Here is a 16,262-nt window from a genome sequence, read left to right on the forward strand (position 1 = left end):
ACTGGCTGCAGCCATCGTTGAACTCGCAGGAAACTACGACACGATCATTGCACCAGCCACCACTTCAGCCAAGAACGTGCTGCCACGCGTTGCAGCACTTCTTGATGTGATGCAGCTGTCGGAAATCATGGAAGTTGTGTCCGCTGACACCTTCAAGCGTCCGATCTATGCGGGCAATGCGATCCAGACCGTGCAGTCTACTGATGCCAAGAAGGTCATCACCGTTCGTACGGCTTCTTTCTCGGCAACGGGTGACGGCGGTTCGGCTCTAGTTGAAAGCATCAATGCGGCTGCTGATCCGGCGCTGTCGAGCTTTGTTGAAAACAAGCTTTCGGATTCCGATCGTCCGGAACTGACTTCTGCCAAGATCATCATCTCGGGCGGTCGTGCACTTGGTTCGTCGGAGAAGTTTGAGGAAGTGATCCTTCCTGTTGCCGACAAGCTTGGTGCAGCAGTCGGTGCCAGCCGTGCGGCAGTTGATGCGGGCTATGCACCAAATGACTGGCAGGTTGGCCAGACCGGTAAGGTGGTTGCACCGGAGCTTTACATCGCAGTTGGTATTTCCGGTGCGATCCAGCATCTGGCTGGCATGAAAGACAGCCGCGTGATTGTTGCGATCAACAAGGATGAAGAAGCACCTATCTTCCAGGTGGCTGATTATGGCCTCGTTGGCGATCTCTTCACTATTCTGCCCGAGCTGCAGAAAGCGCTCTGATAAATTGAAAGGGCGGCAGGGATAACCTGCCGCCTTTTTCACACCCGTCCTGCGTTGACTTTAGTTGGCGCTCGGGCGGGTTATTCATATGGTGGTCTTGCATTTTTCGGCTGTAACTGTCTTGTTAGGCAGGCTTTCGGAAAAGCGCGAAAGCGGCGGTAGACCTCGCCATCGGCGAGAGCATGAAGGAGTTGGAACTGTGGCAATCAAGACGGTAGGTATTGTTGGCGCGGGTCAGATGGGCAGCGGAATTGCTCATGTGTGCGCATTGGCAGGTTACGACGTGCTTCTGCACGACGCGGCTGCGGACCGGCTGGAAAAGGGCATTGCCACAATCAACGGCAATATGGCGCGCCAGGTATCTTCCGGTAAGCTGGAAGAACAGCAGCGTGCCGATGCAATGAAGCTGATCCGTCCTGCTGTTTCGATGGAAGACCTCGCAGGTGTTGATCTGGCAATTGAAGCCGCTACCGAAGACGAAACCGTCAAGCGCAAGATTTTTGCCCAGCTTTGCCCGGTGCTAAACCCCGAAGCCATTGTTGCGACCAATACGTCGTCGATCTCCATCACGCGTCTCGCCTCGACCACTGACCGTCCAGAGCGCTTCATCGGTATTCACTTCATGAATCCCGTGCCAATCATGAAACTGGTTGAGCTGGTGCGCGGTATCGCGACTGAGGAAGACACATTCCGCAAGTCGAAGGATTTTGTCACCGCACTTGGCAAGACTGTAACGGTTGCCGAAGATTTCCCGGCTTTTATCGTCAACCGCATTCTGCTGCCCATGATCAACGAAGCAATCTACACGCTCTATGAAGGCGTGGGCAGCGTTGAGGCCATCGACACCGCCATGAAGCTTGGTGCAAACCATCCGATGGGACCTTTGCAGCTCGCGGATTTCATTGGCCTTGATACGTGCCTCTCGATCATGCAGGTGCTGCATGACGGCTTGTCGGACTCGAAGTACCGTCCATGCCCGCTGCTGGTCAAATATGTCGAAGCGGGCTGGCTTGGTCGTAAGACTGGCCGTGGTTTCTATGATTATCGTGGTGAAAACCCGGTTCCAACGCGTTAAGCGAATCTTTGATTTTTGCAAAGCCGGTGTTCAGCACCGGCTTTTTTGTTTTGGGGCAAGGGGCCTTGTGGAGATCACTGGCGCTAGCCATTTAAACGGGCCGCAAGCAGTATAGTGACCAATTCCCCACGGCTGTGGAAAACTTGTTTATCCTTACCGTTAACTTAACCTTAACCAAGGCGATTCAGAAGTTGTTCATCTTTAATTGTTAAAGTTTTCATTAAGATGTTCGGAAACATTAATTGTTTCACCAACCCTAACAGGCTGTGACGGGCATCATCTTCGAAAAGCAATTTGGTGGAAAGGTGAAGACGATGAACATTATAGTTCAGCTGCGTGACAGCGTTAATGTTATTCGTGAATTCGTCGCACCAAGCTACAGGCCCGAGCGCCATTACATGCGCGGACCGGGCCCGGCTTGCGCGGCACGCACGGCTAGCTGATTTTCGGGACAATCCCGAAAGAATAGATACAAAAAAGCCAGAGTGGACGACCACTCTGGCTTTCGTTTTGCCGAACCTTAGCTCTCGCTTATTCCAGACCTTCAAACAGCGCCGTCGAAAGATAGCGTTCTGCGAATGATGGAATGATGATGACAATGTTCTTGCCCTTGTTTTCAGGGCGCTTGCCGACTTCGATCGCAGCAGTGAGCGCCGCACCTGAAGAAATGCCGACAGGGATGCCTTCAATGCGCGCAATCAGGCGGGAATTGGCAAAGGAATCCTCGTTGGAAACGGTCACGACTTCATCATAAACGCTGGTGTCGAGCGTCTTTGGTGCAAAGCCCGCACCGATGCCCTGGATCTTATGTGGGCCAGGTGTACCGCCGGAGAGAATTGGCGAATCCTTAGGCTCGACAGCAATCACCTTGAAGGATGGCTTACGTGCCTTGATGACCTGACCAACGCCGGTAATGGTGCCGCCGGTGCCAATGCCGGAAATCAGGATGTCTGCTTCACCATTGGTGTCGTTCCAGATTTCCTCAGCCGTGGTAAGGCGGTGAATTTCAGGGTTAGCCGGATTTTCGAACTGCTGTGGAATGATGGCATTCGGGTTGCCTTCGGCGATTTCCTCTGCCTTGGCAATGGCGCCTTTCATGCCTTTTGCGCCTTCCGTCAGAACCAATTCTGCACCGAGCAGCTTGAGAAGCTTACGGCGTTCAACAGACATGGTTTCAGGCATGGTCAGAACGAGGCGATAACCCTTGGCGGCCGCCGCAAAAGCCAGTGCAATACCGGTGTTGCCGGAAGTAGGTTCGACAAATACGGTCTTGCCCGGAACAGCTTTGCCCTGTGCTTCAAGCGCTTCGATCAGCGCAAGACCGATACGGTCCTTGACGCTCGCCAATGGATTGAAGAATTCGAGCTTGACCAGAAGGTTGGCTTCAACGCCATTTTCCTTGGCAAACTTGTCGATGCGCACGAGCGGTGTATTGCCGATCGTATCGAGAATGGAATTATAGATGCGACCGCGTCCTGCGGTCTCGCCGTCTTTTCCGCCAAGGGGCTTGCTCATGGAATAATCTCCTTCTGTTTGAAGCGAAGTTTATGAGGAAATGGCGCAAAAGCATAGCTGGGTCCATGCTTCGGATTGCATAAATTTGGAATTATATTCTTTAAAGCCAATATCCTTAGAAGATAATTCCAAGCAATTGGGTGCTGATAAAGCGCACGATCATTTGTTTGAAAATCGCCCGATCCTTGAGCGAAAACAGATCACTCACCCTTCCGATAAGCTTTTCATGTCTGTAAGCTTTTGCTGTCTGATTGATCCGCATCAATGCTCTTGTCAAAAGGAGCGCGCATGGTTGGATCGTGATCGCAAACTGGAGGCTTGGGCCGTGTATAAGACTATTCTGATTGCAACCGATGGATCTGAACTTGCCGACAAGGGCGTCGAACAGGGCGTGGCTCTGGCCAAGCAGTTTGGCTCGAAGGTGCTGCTGGTTTCTGTGACCGAGCTTCTGCCATCCTATGGCATCGTCGTTGCTGCGGAATGGGCATCCAGCCCTGCCGCCTTCCAGGAATATCGCGAGGCAATCACCAAAGCGGCAGCCGATTTGCTCGCCAAAGCAAAAGCCAAGGCGGAAGCTGCTGGCGTTGATGTTGAAACTCTGCACATTGAGAACCAGTCACCAGCACAGGGCATTATTGAAGCCGCTAAGCAGACAGGTAGTGATCTGATCGTGATCGCATCGCATGGCCGTCGCGGCGTCAACAAGCTGTTGCTCGGCAGTCAGGCTGCTGAGGTGCTTTCATTGAGCTCCGTGCCTGTGCTCGTGGTTAAGTAAGCCACGTAATCTGCGATATGCAGAACACGCGATAGTGTTCGCTCTCAATCGCTTAAGCGTCTAACAACGCAAGAAGATTGCCACGCATCTCTGTTAGACTTCTTTAGCCCTTATAGGGCTGGAGGAGTTTTTCAGGAGATTATTATGACCGCGCCGCGTCCATCCAAGACCAGCATTGGTAATCATCTGCTTCATCCCGAAACGCAGATGCTTAATTACGGTTACGATCCCGAACTATCCGAGGGGGCCGTCAAACCGCCTGTTTTTCTGACATCGACCTTTGTTTTCAAAAGCGCCGAAGATGGGCGCGATTTCTTTGATTTTGTATCTGGACGCAAGGAGCCGCCAGCGGGTGTCGGGGCCGGTCTCGTTTATTCGCGTTTCAATCATCCTAACAGCGAGATCGTGGAAGATCGTCTGGCCGTTTATGAAGGCACGGAAAGCTGCGCGCTGTTTTCCTCTGGAATGTCGGCGATTGCTACGACGCTCTTTGCATTTGCGCGACCGGGCGACGTGATCCTGCATTCTCAGCCGCTTTATGGTGGGACAGAAACGCTGCTAGCCAAGACATTTCATAATTTCAATGTGGAAGCTGTGGCTTTTGCCGATGGCGTGCATGAGGCTTCCATTGAGAAAGCTTCAGATGAAGCACTACAGAAGGGACGCGTCTCGGTCGTTCTGATCGAAACACCGGCCAATCCGACCAATAGCCTTGTTGATCTTGCCGCGATCCGGCGTGTCGCTGACAAGATTGCAGAAAAGCAGAACGGGCATCGTCCTGTTATCGTTTGCGATAATACTCTGCTTGGCCCGGTTTTCCAGAAGCCACTCGATCATGGTGCAGATCTGTCGCTCTACTCGCTGACGAAATATGTCGGGGGGCATTCTGATCTGATTGCCGGTGCGGTCCTTGGCGCAAAGGCGGTCGTTAAACAGGTAAAGGCGCTGCGTGGTGCCATCGGCACACAGCTGGACCCGCATTCCTGCTGGATGCTTGGCCGTTCACTGGAAACGCTTGGTATTCGCATGGATCGGGCTGACAAGAACGCCTTGGCGATAGCCGAATTCCTGCGTGACCATCCCAAGGTCGGGAAGCTGCATTATCTGCCTTTTGAAGATGCAGCATCCGATGTTGGTCAATTGTTTAAACGCCAATGCACTGGGGCAGGATCAACCTTTTCATTTGATATCAAAGGTGGTCAGGCAGCGGCATTCCGCTTTCTCAATGCATTGCAGATTTTGAAACTGGCAGTCAGCCTTGGTGGAACGGAATCGCTTGCAAGCCACCCGGCAGCGATGACACATTCAGGCGTTCCGATTGAAGTGCGTGAACGCATCGGCGTGCTGGAATCAACTATCCGCCTGTCGATTGGTATCGAGCATCCCGATGATCTGATTGCTGATCTGACTCAGGCACTGGAAGCTGCGTGAATAGAGGCTGGTGAGATGATGGTGCGGGTGGTCGGAATCGAACCGACACTCCTTTCGGAACCGGATTTTGAGTCCGGCGCGTCTACCAGTTCCACCACACCCGCACATGACTGCCGAAGCAGTCTGATATGGTCCAAAAACGGACAGCGGGGAGGGATATACCGGCTAAACGAAACGAGGTCAATTACCCTCAAGCCGCTTGACTGATTATACTTACAGCCAAGCGCAAATATAAACAGGACAGGCGACCGAGCTTGCATCAAGCGGTTATCAGTTGCCTGTTCTTACAGCGGTTTCAGTTAAGACTGAATCGTTGGAACCGCTGTAACGGTTTGGTTTTACGCATTATCCGACGCAAAACCGCTACGCACTCTTCGAAATGCGCTCTAATACCAGGGCAGCTCAAGATGCTGACGCATCACGCCTCGAAAAAGCTCAATCGTCACTCGGGCTTAACCAAACTCCATGAGTTATACTCATGGAGTTTCGGTATAATCTCAGCGGCGAAGATTATACTCGACGATATTCCAGCAGACGAGAAAGGCAATGAAGCCCAAGACGATGAGGTCAATTGTCTTCAGATAAGAGAGATATTCCAACATAGCGCATCTCCTTCCCAAGGGAGGCGCTTTGGAATTTTTGAAGCGGCGAATGAGGGTCGTGCTAATTCATATACTTGATGGCTTTGGAGTAAAAACCTCAAAGCGACCAACTCAAACCCTCATTATTCGCCTGCCATGCTTGATTTCAGGCGCTCTCCCACAAACAAGGATAGCACAGTGTGCTGTTTTCTCAAGTATTTGTTCTATTTTTCTTTTTGCTGAAGCCGGCTTTATTTCCGTTCCGTAAAATTTCGGATGCGATTTCGGATGATACGGGTCAGATTGCGTGTACGCTGATAAAGATGGATTTGCGATGCCGCCTGACGAACCTGCTTGTCTACTCCCGGTGTCAAACCAATCACCAGAGTTTCGATGGTTTCTCGCTCCTGACACAAGCGTGACATGACAGGATGATCCGGCACGGCGCATGAATCTGTGCGCGTGATATTGGTGTCTTCCAGATGGTTTTTCACCACCTCGATCATCAACAACATGCCGGGCGAGTAGGCTTGCAGGGTTTCGTCATAGGCGGTTTTCCACGTCCATGCTTCGCCAGAAACCGTGAAGACAATCAGGATCGCGATCACGCGGCCATCGAGTTCAAGTGTGTGGATGCGTACACAATCGCGCTCTGCAAGATTGTTAACTGCTTCGCGTGCAAAGGCTGCACGGAAACGGTCGACTGCCATGGCTGTACCGCGGCGTCCTTTCCATCCGCTCGCTTCAAGCGTCAGGAAATGTTCGAATGCAAAACGCACTTCGTCGGGTGTGCGCGCGATGCGATGTGCGAGTTCGCCTTGTTCGGCGAGACGGCGCCAAAGGCGGCTATATTCGCGGCGATGGTGCGGACCAATCGCTTGTTTGACATAGGTTTCCCCATCAAGCTCGCTCTGAAGAAATGGACGCGATTTTTGCTCTATGGAAACGATTGGTAGCTGACGTCCAACTGCCACGGATCGAATGAGCTTCGCGACGGCACCGTCGGCGCGCATTTCAGGAAGAACAAGCACGTCCGGCATTTTAATATGATCACGCGCCAGAATATCGAAAAGATCTTCGACAACGCCGACAGGATCGTCGTGATCGATTAGCGGTGTGCCCTGTGGGCCGAAAGGTGTTGCCCATGCACGAATAACAGGAGATGAGAGTGGTAGGCCGGGGCGTTCAATCGTGTAAGGCATGACGAAACGCAGCCGGCTACGGATTTCGTTTTCGTCGCGCATGACCATGAAGCGCACTTCACGATCTTCCAGACGCGGCATCGCTGGTGCGAGGAAGCGCGCATTGAAAAAGATGTTGGGTTCGATTGTCCGGCTGCTTAAGTGATCAAGTTCGTCGCGCAGCTCAAAACCGGCCGATGCACCATAGATCGCAAGCTTGCGCGGAATATCGCGACTGCTGTGCAGGCTTTCCTCCAGACGTTTGGTGGCATCCATTGCAGCGACGCTGTCGGAAAGTTGTGAGATGATGCGAGCCGTATGTCCGCCTGCGGATTCCTCAAGCAAAGGTTTTGCGGCCATTAGAGAATATCCTCCGAGCTATTGCTGCGGGCGTCAGAAGCGCGATTTCGGGGAATGAGAATAAACATAGTGATATGCATCGTTTTATGCACGGCGGTTGAGAGCAGAATGGCTTCAAGAAGCATCGAGAAAGCGGTCGAGAAAGCCGCGCCCATCAGACCGAAACGCGGGATGAGAACCAGATTGAGGCCAACGTTTACTGCAAGTGTAACCGCATAAAGCAGAGCGCAGATATTCTGTTTGCCTGACATGTTCAGCAGGCTTTCGGCAGGTCCAACACTTGCGCGCGCAATCACGCCGATGATGAGAATGAAAAGTAGCGGATAGCCTTCGGTGAAGGCACTGCCGAACAGCATGAGCAGCGGATAGCCTAGCGCCAGAATGAACAGGCCTAGAAACAGTGTCGGCCAGAATGTCCAGCGTGTTGAGGCTTCTGCAAAGCTTGCAAATTCAGCATGATCGCCACTGTGAAGAAGATCGGAATAGCGCTGCGCCACGCTCGCTTTGACTGCAAAATAGACGAAGTGTGCAAGCGCCATGATTTTGGTAGCCGCGAAATAGATCGCCACATGCTGGGGGTCCATAGCATGGCCGACCATCAGCACGTCGATATTGATGAGCAGGAAGAAAAAGCCTTCAACGAGGAAGATCGGTAAGGCGACCTTCATCCATTGCGCGAACAATATTTCTCGTTGTCCTGATGGGATGTCTCTCTTCAAGGAGCGATCAAGCATCAGCCATTGCCCAACCGTAGTCGCCCATGTAGCGGCGATAGAAACTCCAAGAGCTGTGGTGGCTGTGGAAGGCAAGCTGGCTGCGTGAGCTGCGATCATGAAGATTAGTACGAGCAGAGGGCGGATGATATAGCTCGGTGTGAGCGCCATCATGATCCATGTGCGCGAACGAGCGATGCCATCAAGCATATTGCCAAGTGCGATCATTGGCAGGCAGATAAAGCCGAGAATGAACGGGATAAGATAATAGGTCTCGATCCGATCTTTCAGAAGCAATAGCAGTACCGCGCCAAACAAGGCGATTGCAGTCGCTGAGCCAAGAGCAAAAAGACGGCCAGCATACAGAATACCACGAAGTGGATTAAACAGATTTCGCTGAACATATTCAGGCACATAACGGATGATGGTGGTGTGCAAACCAAAGCAGGCGAGATCACCGATGATGATCATTGAAAGCCACACCAGAACGAAAATCCCGTATTGGAATTCACCCATCCAGCGCGCCAGAATAACCTGAGAAATAAGCGCAATCGCTGCACTTGCAACACGCACGGAAAAGGCAAGAAGCGAAGCGCGCTGCGCATCGGCCTGCGGACCAGAGCCAAGCAGAATAGCATCGACCCGCTCCGTTACGGGACGAAGCCTAGCTGCGATCCTGCCAGGTAGAACCCGGCTCGCTGCTTTTGCTGCCGAAAAGCGCACTCTATGCCAACCCTGTTTATCGCGGCCCCTGTTAGGTATCCGCTACTTCTGCTGATCTTCTAAAGGACCATCGTGTATCTGCATTCGGCACTGTGCCGGACCGCAGTAGCCGAACATTAGATGGCAGTTCTTTAAAAAGGTAAAAAGAAACGGCCCCTCCTGTCAAAGCGAAGCCAAATTGAAAGAGATGGTAATTACTTTCTGAACGTATCAGTTTTCGCGCAACTACTGAAATAGTGTCGACAAACAGAAAGGACTCCGGAAAGCTGTGCTGGATTTTATTCAAGTTAGGTGGCCAATTGTGGAGCGAAAACAAAAAACCCGGCGATTTTGCGCCGGGTTTTTTGTTTGATAGCTTGCTTTGAGGCGCTTATTCAAACGCGCCGTGACAATGCTTGTATTTCTTTCCTGAGCCGCAAGGGCAGGCTTCGTTGCGGCTGACCTTGCCCCATGTGGTCGGGTCTGCCGGATCACGATCGCCAGCCGGGATGACGCGTTCATCCTGCTGATGTTCAGCCCATGCATTTTCATCAAAGTCGTTCTCGCCGGTGGTGCTGTCGATATGACGGCCGGTCATCGGCGGAAGTTCAGGCTCTGGCGGAGCTTCGCGAACGATTTCAACGCGCATCAGCTGCGTGATGACCACTTCGCGCAGATTGGCAAGCAGAGCCTGGAACAGCTCGAAGCCTTCAGTCTTGTACTCGTTCAGCGGATCGCGCTGAGCATAACCACGGAAACCAACGACCGAACGCAAGTGGTCAAGATTTACCAGATGCTCACGCCAGAGGTTATCAAGCGACTGCATGATCACCGATTTCTCGATGTAGGTCATGATCTGCGCACCGAAACGCTCTGCCTTCTCGGCTGCGGCCTTGTCAGCTGCTTCCTTGATACGGGTTTCAAACTCTTCTTCGGCGATACCCTCTTCCTTGGCCCAGTCTTCCACCGGTAGGACGAGGTTAAGTTTGGTAAGAATATCGTCCTTAAGACCGGCAATATCCCACTTTTCTGCATAAGCATCCTTGGGGATACGAAGAGCAACCATGTCCTCAATAACTTCGTGACGCATTTCGTTCACGGTCTCGGTCAGGTCTTCTTCGTCCATGATTTCAAGGCGCTGCTCGAAGATAACCTTACGCTGATCGTTCATCACGTCGTCGTACTTGAGCAGGTTCTTACGGATTTCGAAGTTACGGGCTTCAACCTTGGTCTGCGCCTTTTCAAGCGCCTTATTGATCCACGGGTGAACGATGGCTTCGTCTTCCTTGAGGCCGAGCTTCTGCAGCATTCCGTCCATCCGGTCGGAGCCGAAGATGCGCATCAGATCGTCCTGCAGCGACAGGAAGAACTTTGAGCGGCCCGGATCGCCCTGACGGCCCGAACGACCGCGCAGCTGGTTGTCGATACGACGGCTTTCGTGACGCTCGGTGGCAAGAACATAAAGACCGCCAGCAGCGAGAGCCTTTTCTTTCAGCTTCGCAATATCAGCCTTGATCTCGGCAATTTTTGCAGTGCGCTCTGCGCCTTCAGGCATATCCGAAAGCTCTTCGTGAATGCGCATTTCAAGATTGCCGCCGAGCTGAATATCCGTACCGCGGCCTGCCATGTTGGTGGCGATGGTCACTGCACCCGGAACACCAGCCTGCGCGATAATAAAGGCTTCCTGCTCGTGATAACGGGCATTCAGAACCTGGAAGCCCTTGATGTCCTCTTTGCGCAGTCGCTCTGCCAGAAGTTCCGACTTTTCAATCGACGTTGTGCCGACGAGAACCGGCTGGCCCTTTGCGTGCGAAGCCTGAATGTCACGCACAATGGCTTTGTATTTTTCTTCAACCGTACGATAAACTTCGTCGTCTTCATCGAGACGCTTGACCGGCAGGTTGGTCGGAATTTCCAGAACTTCCAGACCGTAGATGTTGCCGAATTCTTCCGCTTCCGTCGCAGCTGTACCGGTCATGCCGGAGAGCTTGGTGTACATACGGAAATAGTTCTGGAAGGTGATCGAAGCCAGCGTCTGGTTTTCAGGCTGGATTGTGACGTGTTCCTTGGCTTCCAGTGCCTGATGCAGACCTTCCGAGAAACGGCGGCCCGGCATCATACGGCCGGTGAATTCGTCGATGATGACGATTTCGTCGTTGCGGACGATGTAGTCCTTGTCACGCTGGAACAGCTTGTGAGCGCGCAACGCGTTGTTCAGGTGGTGAACGACGGCAACGTTTTCGATGTCGTAAAGGCTTTCACCCTTGAGGTGCCCTGCAGCTTCAAGAAGCTGTTCAACCTTTTCGGTGCCGACTTCTGTAAAGATCGCGGTCTTCTGTTTTTCATCGATTTCAAAATCTTCCGGCTCAAGAGCAGGAATGAAAGTGTCGATGAGGTTGTAGAAATCCGAACGGTCTTCAAGTGGACCGGAAATGATCAGCGGCGTACGCGCTTCGTCGATGAGGATCGAATCCACTTCGTCGACGATGGCGTAGTTGTGACCGCGCTGGACCATCTGGGCACGTTCGTACTTCATGTTATCGCGTAGATAATCGAAGCCGAGCTCGTTGTTGGTGCCGTAGGTGATGTCGCAGCCGTAAGCAGCCTGACGCTCATTGTCGTCGAGACCATGCTTGATAACGCCCACGGTCAGACCGAGGAAGTTATAAAGCTTGCCCATGGTTTCGGCATCGCGGGTAGCGAGGTAATCGTTGACCGTCACCACATGCACGCCCTTGCCTTCAAGAGCGTTGAGGTAAACAGGCAGCGTCGCCATCAGCGTCTTGCCTTCACCGGTGCGCATTTCGGCGATGCCGCGTTCATGCAGCACCATGCCGCCGATCAGCTGCACGTCGAATGGGCGCATACCGAGAACGCGCTTGGCGGCTTCGCGAGCCGTCGCAAAAGCGTCGGGAAGCAATGCATCCAGTTTCTTGCCCTGAGCGAGTTCAGCGCGGAATTCCGCAGTCTTCGCCTGAAGCTGTTCATCGGTGAGTGCTTCGTAATTCTTCTCAAGCGCAGTAATCTGTTCTGCACGAACCCGCAGTGATTTCACTTGGCGGTCGTTGGATGAACCGAATATCTTGCGGGCGAGGCCGCCAAAGCTGACCATTCCTGGTCCTTTCCTGTCCGTTCGGCCGGAAGCGCTTCCGGCAATGTCGAATGCTTTATTCACGCGTATTGAAACAAATGCAAGAAAACTACGTTGTAAAAGCTGCCAAATACGGCGCATTTTTCACGCAATTCCCCCGTGGCTTACTGGACGCCAAGCCGAAGGACAGATAAGAGGGGCTTGAAGCGATGTCAATGTTGCTCGACAGGCCGGAAAACCTGTCTTTTCTCGCGGATAATAGTGTTTTCGGGCCAAATTCCGCCGCATTCATGGGGCCGGTAGACGGTCTCGAAGGAGAGAATCTCATATGAAAGCCATTCTCAAAGCCCCTTATCGCAAGGCTCTTGCTGTCCTCGCAACTTCGGTTGCGCTTGCTGGTTTCAGCAGTTCGGCTGTCTTTGCGCAGGATGCAGCTAAACCCGCTGAAGCAGCAACTTCTGCCGCAGCGTCCGAAGATCCGGCAAAGGTTCTTGCCACCGTCAATGGCAAGGATATCACCGTAGGTGAAGTCGATCAGGCCGCTGGCGACCTCGATCCGCAGTTCGCGCGCCTTCCTGCCGAGCAGCGCCGTCTGGCAGCTCTCGCAGCACTCATCGACATCAAGGCGATGGCTGGCGAAGCAACAAAAGAAAAGCTTGATCAGAGCGACGATTTCAAGAAGCGCATGGAATTCCTGCGTGAACGCGCACTGCACAACGAATATTTCAAGGATGCGGTTGTCGACAAGATTTCGGACGCCGACGTTCGCGCCCGCTATGACAAGGAAATCGCAGCGATCCCTCCACAGAATGAAGTGCGTGCACGTCACATTCTCGTGAAGACCAAGGAAGAAGCTGAAGCCATCATCAAGAAGCTTGAAGGCGGCGCGAAGTTTGAAGATCTCGCCAAGGAAAGCTCGACCGATGGCACCGCTGCCAATGGTGGTGATCTTGGTTACTTCTCCGAAGGCCAGATGGTCCCTGAATTTGAAAAGGCTGCCTTTGCATTGAAGCCAGGTGAATACACCAAGGAACCGGTGCAGTCGCAGTTTGGGTTCCACGTCATTCAGCTTGAAGATCGTCGCACCAAGCAGCCACCGGCATTCGATCAGGTCTCCGAGCAGATCCGTTCGATCATCATGCGTGAGCGTTATGTCGAAATGGTCAAGAAGCTGCGTGATGGCATGAAGATCGAATACAAGGACCCTGCTGTCGATAAAGCCATGAAGGAAGCCGCAGCGGCACAGGAACAGGGTGACGACGGTGATGCGCCGGATGCAGCCCAGCCGCAGGAATAAGCTTTGAGTTCATGAAAACGCCCCGGATTTCCGGGGCGTTTTTTATTTGGATATCGGGCGGTTTGCAGCAAGATGAAATTATGAAACCGCTCGATCTTTTTATTTAGTCGCATTGTCCTGCGCAAAACCGCTTCGCACTTTTGCTGGAAATGCTTTAGTTATCGCTTGATTTTGTGCTGCAAACCTTTCCAATGCAGCAGAATCAAATCGCATCTCTTGAGGCAATCATGTCTGCGTCCGTATCACCGCTTGCTCCAAAACATTATCCATCAATGCCGGTCATTCACGGCGTCCGCATCGCAACAGCTGCAGCCGGTATCAAATATAAGGGCCGCACGGATGTCATGCTGATGGTGTTTGACAAGCCTGCCGAAGCAGCAGGTGTTTTCACCCGCTCGCTCTGCCCTTCCGCACCTGTGGATTTCTGCCGTCAGAACCTCGTACACGGCAAGGCACGCGCTGTTGTGGTGAATTCGGGCAATGCCAATGCCTTCACCGGCCTGAAAGGCCGTGAGGCAACGGAAGCAACCGCTCGAGCCGCAGCCAAGGCTGTTGGATGCAACACTACCGATGTGTTTCTTGCGTCCACCGGCGTTATCGGCGAGCCGCTTGATGCGTCCAAGTTTTCCGGTCTTCTGGACGACATGGCAAAATCTGCCAGCGACAATTTCTGGACTGAAGCTGCCAAAGCAATCATGACGACCGATACCTATCCGAAAGTTGCGACCGAAACGGTTCTGCTCGGACAGGTTCCGGTAACGATCAATGGCATCTCTAAGGGTGCAGGCATGATCGCGCCTGATATGGCGACGATGCTTTCATTTGTTGTTACAGATGCTCCGATCAAGGCTGACGTTCTGCAGAGCCTGCTTTCCAAGGGCGTCGGTTCGACGTTTAATGCAGTAACGGTTGATAGCGATACATCCACCTCTGATACGCTTATGCTGTTTGCAACAGGATCAGCGGCGGAACGCGGCGCACCTGAAATTACGGACGCTTCCGACAAGCGTTTGGGTGATTTCAAAAAGGCTCTGGCTCGCGTGTTGAAGTCGCTGGCACTTCAGGTCGTGCGCGATGGCGAAGGTGCGCGCAAAATGGTCGAAGTCGAAGTGACCGGCGCGAAGTCGGCTGCTTCCGCCAAAAAGATTGCACTTTCAATTGCCAATTCGCCATTGGTAAAAACCGCTGTTGCCGGTGAAGATGCCAACTGGGGCCGTGTTGTCATGGCTGTCGGCAAGGCTGGTGAACCGGCTGATCGCGATCTGCTGGCTATCTGGTTTGGCGATATTCGCGTGGCGCATCAGGGCGAGCGTGACCCGGCTTATTCCGAAGAAGCGACCTCTGCTTATATGCAGGGCGAGGACATTCTCATTCGCGTTGATCTGGGGATCGGAAAGGGCAAGGCAACTGTCTGGACCTGCGATCTGACCAAGGAATATGTGGCGATTAACGGCGACTACAGAAGCTAATGTTTCGGGTTACAGTGGCCTGCAAATTGCGTTCTTCTTCGCTTCCGGTGCGCATGTGGCTTTAAGTACACTCCGCTCCGGTTCTCGAAGATCAACATTTTCGGCACACTGGAACTCTGAAACGGAGGAGAGAATTTGAACATGTCAAATCTTGCTATCGTTCGCCAGTTGGAGGCCGTTGGCTTCCGTGCCTGGCCTGCCACGTCCGTTCATTATGACGGGACATGGGCGATACGCATGACGGCAGCACATCCTTCGAAGCGGCTCAATTCGGTCAATCCGCTTGATCCGGGCGATACGCGCGATATTCCGGCGCGTATCGAACAGGCAGCGCAGCGGTTTCGCGTTTATGGCCGGGTTCCTTGTTTCAGGCTTTCGCCGCTGGCTCCTGTCGAGCTTGAAAATTATCTGGAAGGTCTCGGCTGGCAGCGCAAGGATGAAACCATTGTTATGACCGCCAATCTTGGCGAGCTTGATCTTACAGCCGAGCGCGATGAAACGCCCTTGAAAGACATTGGTCGTTTTGTCGATGCTTCGATCGCTATTCATGGTCGCCCGACAGAACTTCGTCCAGGTTTCTCGGAATTGCTGGATGGCATTCGTCCTAACAAGGGGATGTTTGTTCTGGAAGAAGCAGGTCGCGCAGTCTCCAATGTGCTTTGCGTGCAGGATGGTGCGATGGCAGGCCTGTTTGACGTTGGAACCTTGCCTGAAGCGCGCCGTAAAGGACATGGCCGAGTGTTGATCGGTGCGACGCTGAAATGGGCCAAGTCGCTTGGCGCAACAACTGCCTGGCTGCAGATAGAAGCGGACAATGTTGCGGGACTGGCGCTTTACGAACGCTTCGGCTTTCAGGAAGCCTATCGCTACGCCTATCGGGAGAGCAATGAGAAATGAGCGAGATTAAATCCCGCCGTATAATACTGGTTGCAGCCTGTGCGCTGGTTGATGCTGATGGTCGCGTGCTTCTTGCACAGCGTCCGGAGGGTAAATCACTTGCAGGTCTTTGGGAGTTTCCGGGCGGTAAGGTAGAAGTTGGTGAAACGCCTGAAGAAACGCTGATCCGAGAGCTTCAGGAAGAAATCGGCGTGACGACAAAGGTTGCCTGTCTCGCCCCGCTCACTTTTGCCAGCCACACCTATGATGACTTTCATCTTTTGATGCCGCTCTATGTCTGTCGCCGCTTTGAAGGCGTGGCGCAGGGGCTGGAAGGACAGGCACTGAAATGGGTGCGCCCAAAGGATATGCGCGACTATCCGATGCCGCCAGCTGATGAGCCGTTGATCCCGTTTCTGATTGATTTGTTGTGAGCTGTGGAAAGACTCAAAATAGCTGACAATTCCTTATGATTTACAGC

13 protein-coding genes and 1 tRNA gene are annotated in these 16,262 nt (G+C 53.0%); 9 read left to right on the forward strand and 5 right to left on the reverse strand.

The genetic code is table 11. The annotated features are described in order from the left end of the window. The 3 genes from QSJ70_RS26620 to QSJ70_RS26630 form a co-directional block, all read left to right on the forward strand. On the forward strand, positions 1-715 hold a 715-nt coding region (locus QSJ70_RS26620; RefSeq protein ID WP_285541151.1), incomplete at its 5' end, for an electron transfer flavoprotein subunit alpha/FixB family protein. Positions 716-914: 199 nt separating this feature from the next. Further along, on the forward strand, positions 915-1,790 hold the full coding sequence (locus tag QSJ70_RS26625; protein WP_007872032.1) for a 3-hydroxybutyryl-CoA dehydrogenase: 876 nt from the start codon (positions 915-917) through the stop codon (positions 1,788-1,790). 314 nt (positions 1,791-2,104) lie between these two features. After that, positions 2,105-2,233 (forward strand): hypothetical protein, encoded by a 129-nt coding sequence (locus QSJ70_RS26630; RefSeq protein WP_256443819.1) that lies wholly within the window; start codon positions 2,105-2,107, stop codon positions 2,231-2,233. An 88-nt stretch (positions 2,234-2,321) separates the two neighbouring features. Here QSJ70_RS26630 and cysK read toward each other — a convergent pair whose 3' ends face one another. After that, positions 2,322-3,305, reverse strand: a complete 984-nt coding sequence (gene cysK / locus QSJ70_RS26635) for a cysteine synthase A (protein ID WP_007872027.1) — start codon at positions 3,303-3,305, stop codon at positions 2,322-2,324. Between the two features lie 325 nt (positions 3,306-3,630). Here cysK and QSJ70_RS26640 point away from each other — a divergent pair, with 325 nt between their 5' ends. Both QSJ70_RS26640 and QSJ70_RS26645 read left to right on the forward strand, forming a co-directional pair. Beyond that, positions 3,631-4,080 (forward strand): universal stress protein, encoded by a 450-nt coding sequence (locus QSJ70_RS26640; RefSeq protein ID WP_079212618.1) that lies wholly within the window; start codon positions 3,631-3,633, stop codon positions 4,078-4,080. A gap of 144 nt (positions 4,081-4,224) precedes the next feature. Continuing rightward, a complete protein-coding gene (locus QSJ70_RS26645) occupies positions 4,225-5,511 on the forward strand; it encodes a cystathionine gamma-synthase family protein (protein WP_285541156.1) in 1,287 nt (428 codons plus the stop codon). Between the two features lie 19 nt (positions 5,512-5,530). Here QSJ70_RS26645 and QSJ70_RS26650 read toward each other — a convergent pair. From QSJ70_RS26650 to secA, 4 genes are all read right to left on the reverse strand, one after another. Continuing rightward, positions 5,531-5,615, reverse strand: a tRNA-Leu gene (locus tag QSJ70_RS26650). A 728-nt stretch (positions 5,616-6,343) separates the two neighbouring features. Then, complete coding sequence (bspF, locus tag QSJ70_RS26655; RefSeq protein WP_007872018.1) at positions 6,344-7,633, reverse strand: type IV secretion system effector crotonyl transferase BspF; 1,290 nt, start codon at positions 7,631-7,633, stop codon at positions 6,344-6,346. Beyond that, entirely contained in the window at positions 7,633-9,069 is a 1,437-nt protein-coding gene (locus tag QSJ70_RS26660) for a lipopolysaccharide biosynthesis protein (RefSeq protein WP_285541159.1), read from the reverse strand. Before QSJ70_RS26660 ends, bspF begins: the two co-directional genes overlap by 1 nt. 370 nt (positions 9,070-9,439) lie before the next feature. Next, positions 9,440-12,160 carry a preprotein translocase subunit SecA gene (gene secA / locus QSJ70_RS26665; RefSeq protein WP_285541161.1) on the reverse strand — a complete coding sequence of 907 codons (2,721 nt, stop codon included), beginning with the start codon at positions 12,158-12,160 and terminating at the stop codon, positions 9,440-9,442. 307 nt (positions 12,161-12,467) lie between these two features. On the opposite strand from secA, the gene QSJ70_RS26670 reads away from it, so the two are divergent. From QSJ70_RS26670 to mutT, 4 genes are all read left to right on the forward strand, one after another. After that, positions 12,468-13,436 carry a peptidylprolyl isomerase gene (locus QSJ70_RS26670; protein ID WP_285541163.1) on the forward strand — a complete coding sequence of 323 codons (969 nt, stop codon included), beginning with the start codon at positions 12,468-12,470 and terminating at the stop codon, positions 13,434-13,436. A 227-nt stretch (positions 13,437-13,663) separates the two neighbouring features. After that, the gene (gene argJ / locus QSJ70_RS26675) at positions 13,664-14,905 is read left to right on the forward strand and encodes a bifunctional glutamate N-acetyltransferase/amino-acid acetyltransferase ArgJ (protein WP_007872012.1); all 1,242 of its coding nucleotides are present in this window, start codon (positions 13,664-13,666) and stop codon (positions 14,903-14,905) included. Between the two features lie 141 nt (positions 14,906-15,046). Then, a complete protein-coding gene (locus tag QSJ70_RS26680; RefSeq protein WP_285541166.1) occupies positions 15,047-15,802 on the forward strand; it encodes a GNAT family N-acetyltransferase in 756 nt (251 codons plus the stop codon). Further along, complete coding sequence (gene mutT / locus QSJ70_RS26685; protein ID WP_064322123.1) at positions 15,799-16,215, forward strand: 8-oxo-dGTP diphosphatase MutT; 417 nt, start codon at positions 15,799-15,801, stop codon at positions 16,213-16,215. The genes QSJ70_RS26680 and mutT overlap by 4 nt, the downstream gene beginning before the upstream one ends. Positions 16,216-16,262: the final 47 nt, after the last annotated feature.

It is taken from the genome of Brucella sp. NBRC 12950, assembly GCF_030268145.1.
Classification (GTDB): Bacteria; Pseudomonadota; Alphaproteobacteria; order Rhizobiales; family Rhizobiaceae; genus Brucella.

Coding starts and splice junctions, on each gene's coding strand:
- QSJ70_RS26630 (WP_256443819.1), top strand. CDS start 2,105: ATGAACATTATAGTTCAGCTGCGTGACAGCGTTAATGTTATTCGTGAA.
- cysK (WP_007872027.1), bottom strand. CDS start 3,305: ATGAGCAAGCCCCTTGGCGGAAAAGACGGCGAGACCGCAGGACGCGGT.
- QSJ70_RS26645 (WP_285541156.1), top strand. CDS start 4,225: ATGACCGCGCCGCGTCCATCCAAGACCAGCATTGGTAATCATCTGCTT.
- bspF (WP_007872018.1), bottom strand. CDS start 7,633: ATGGCCGCAAAACCTTTGCTTGAGGAATCCGCAGGCGGACATACGGCT.
- secA (WP_285541161.1), bottom strand. CDS start 12,160: ATGGTCAGCTTTGGCGGCCTCGCCCGCAAGATATTCGGTTCATCCAAC.
- QSJ70_RS26670 (WP_285541163.1), top strand. CDS start 12,468: ATGAAAGCCATTCTCAAAGCCCCTTATCGCAAGGCTCTTGCTGTCCTC.
- argJ (WP_007872012.1), top strand. CDS start 13,664: ATGTCTGCGTCCGTATCACCGCTTGCTCCAAAACATTATCCATCAATG.
- QSJ70_RS26680 (WP_285541166.1), top strand. CDS start 15,047: ATGTCAAATCTTGCTATCGTTCGCCAGTTGGAGGCCGTTGGCTTCCGT.
- mutT (WP_064322123.1), top strand. CDS start 15,799: ATGAGCGAGATTAAATCCCGCCGTATAATACTGGTTGCAGCCTGTGCG.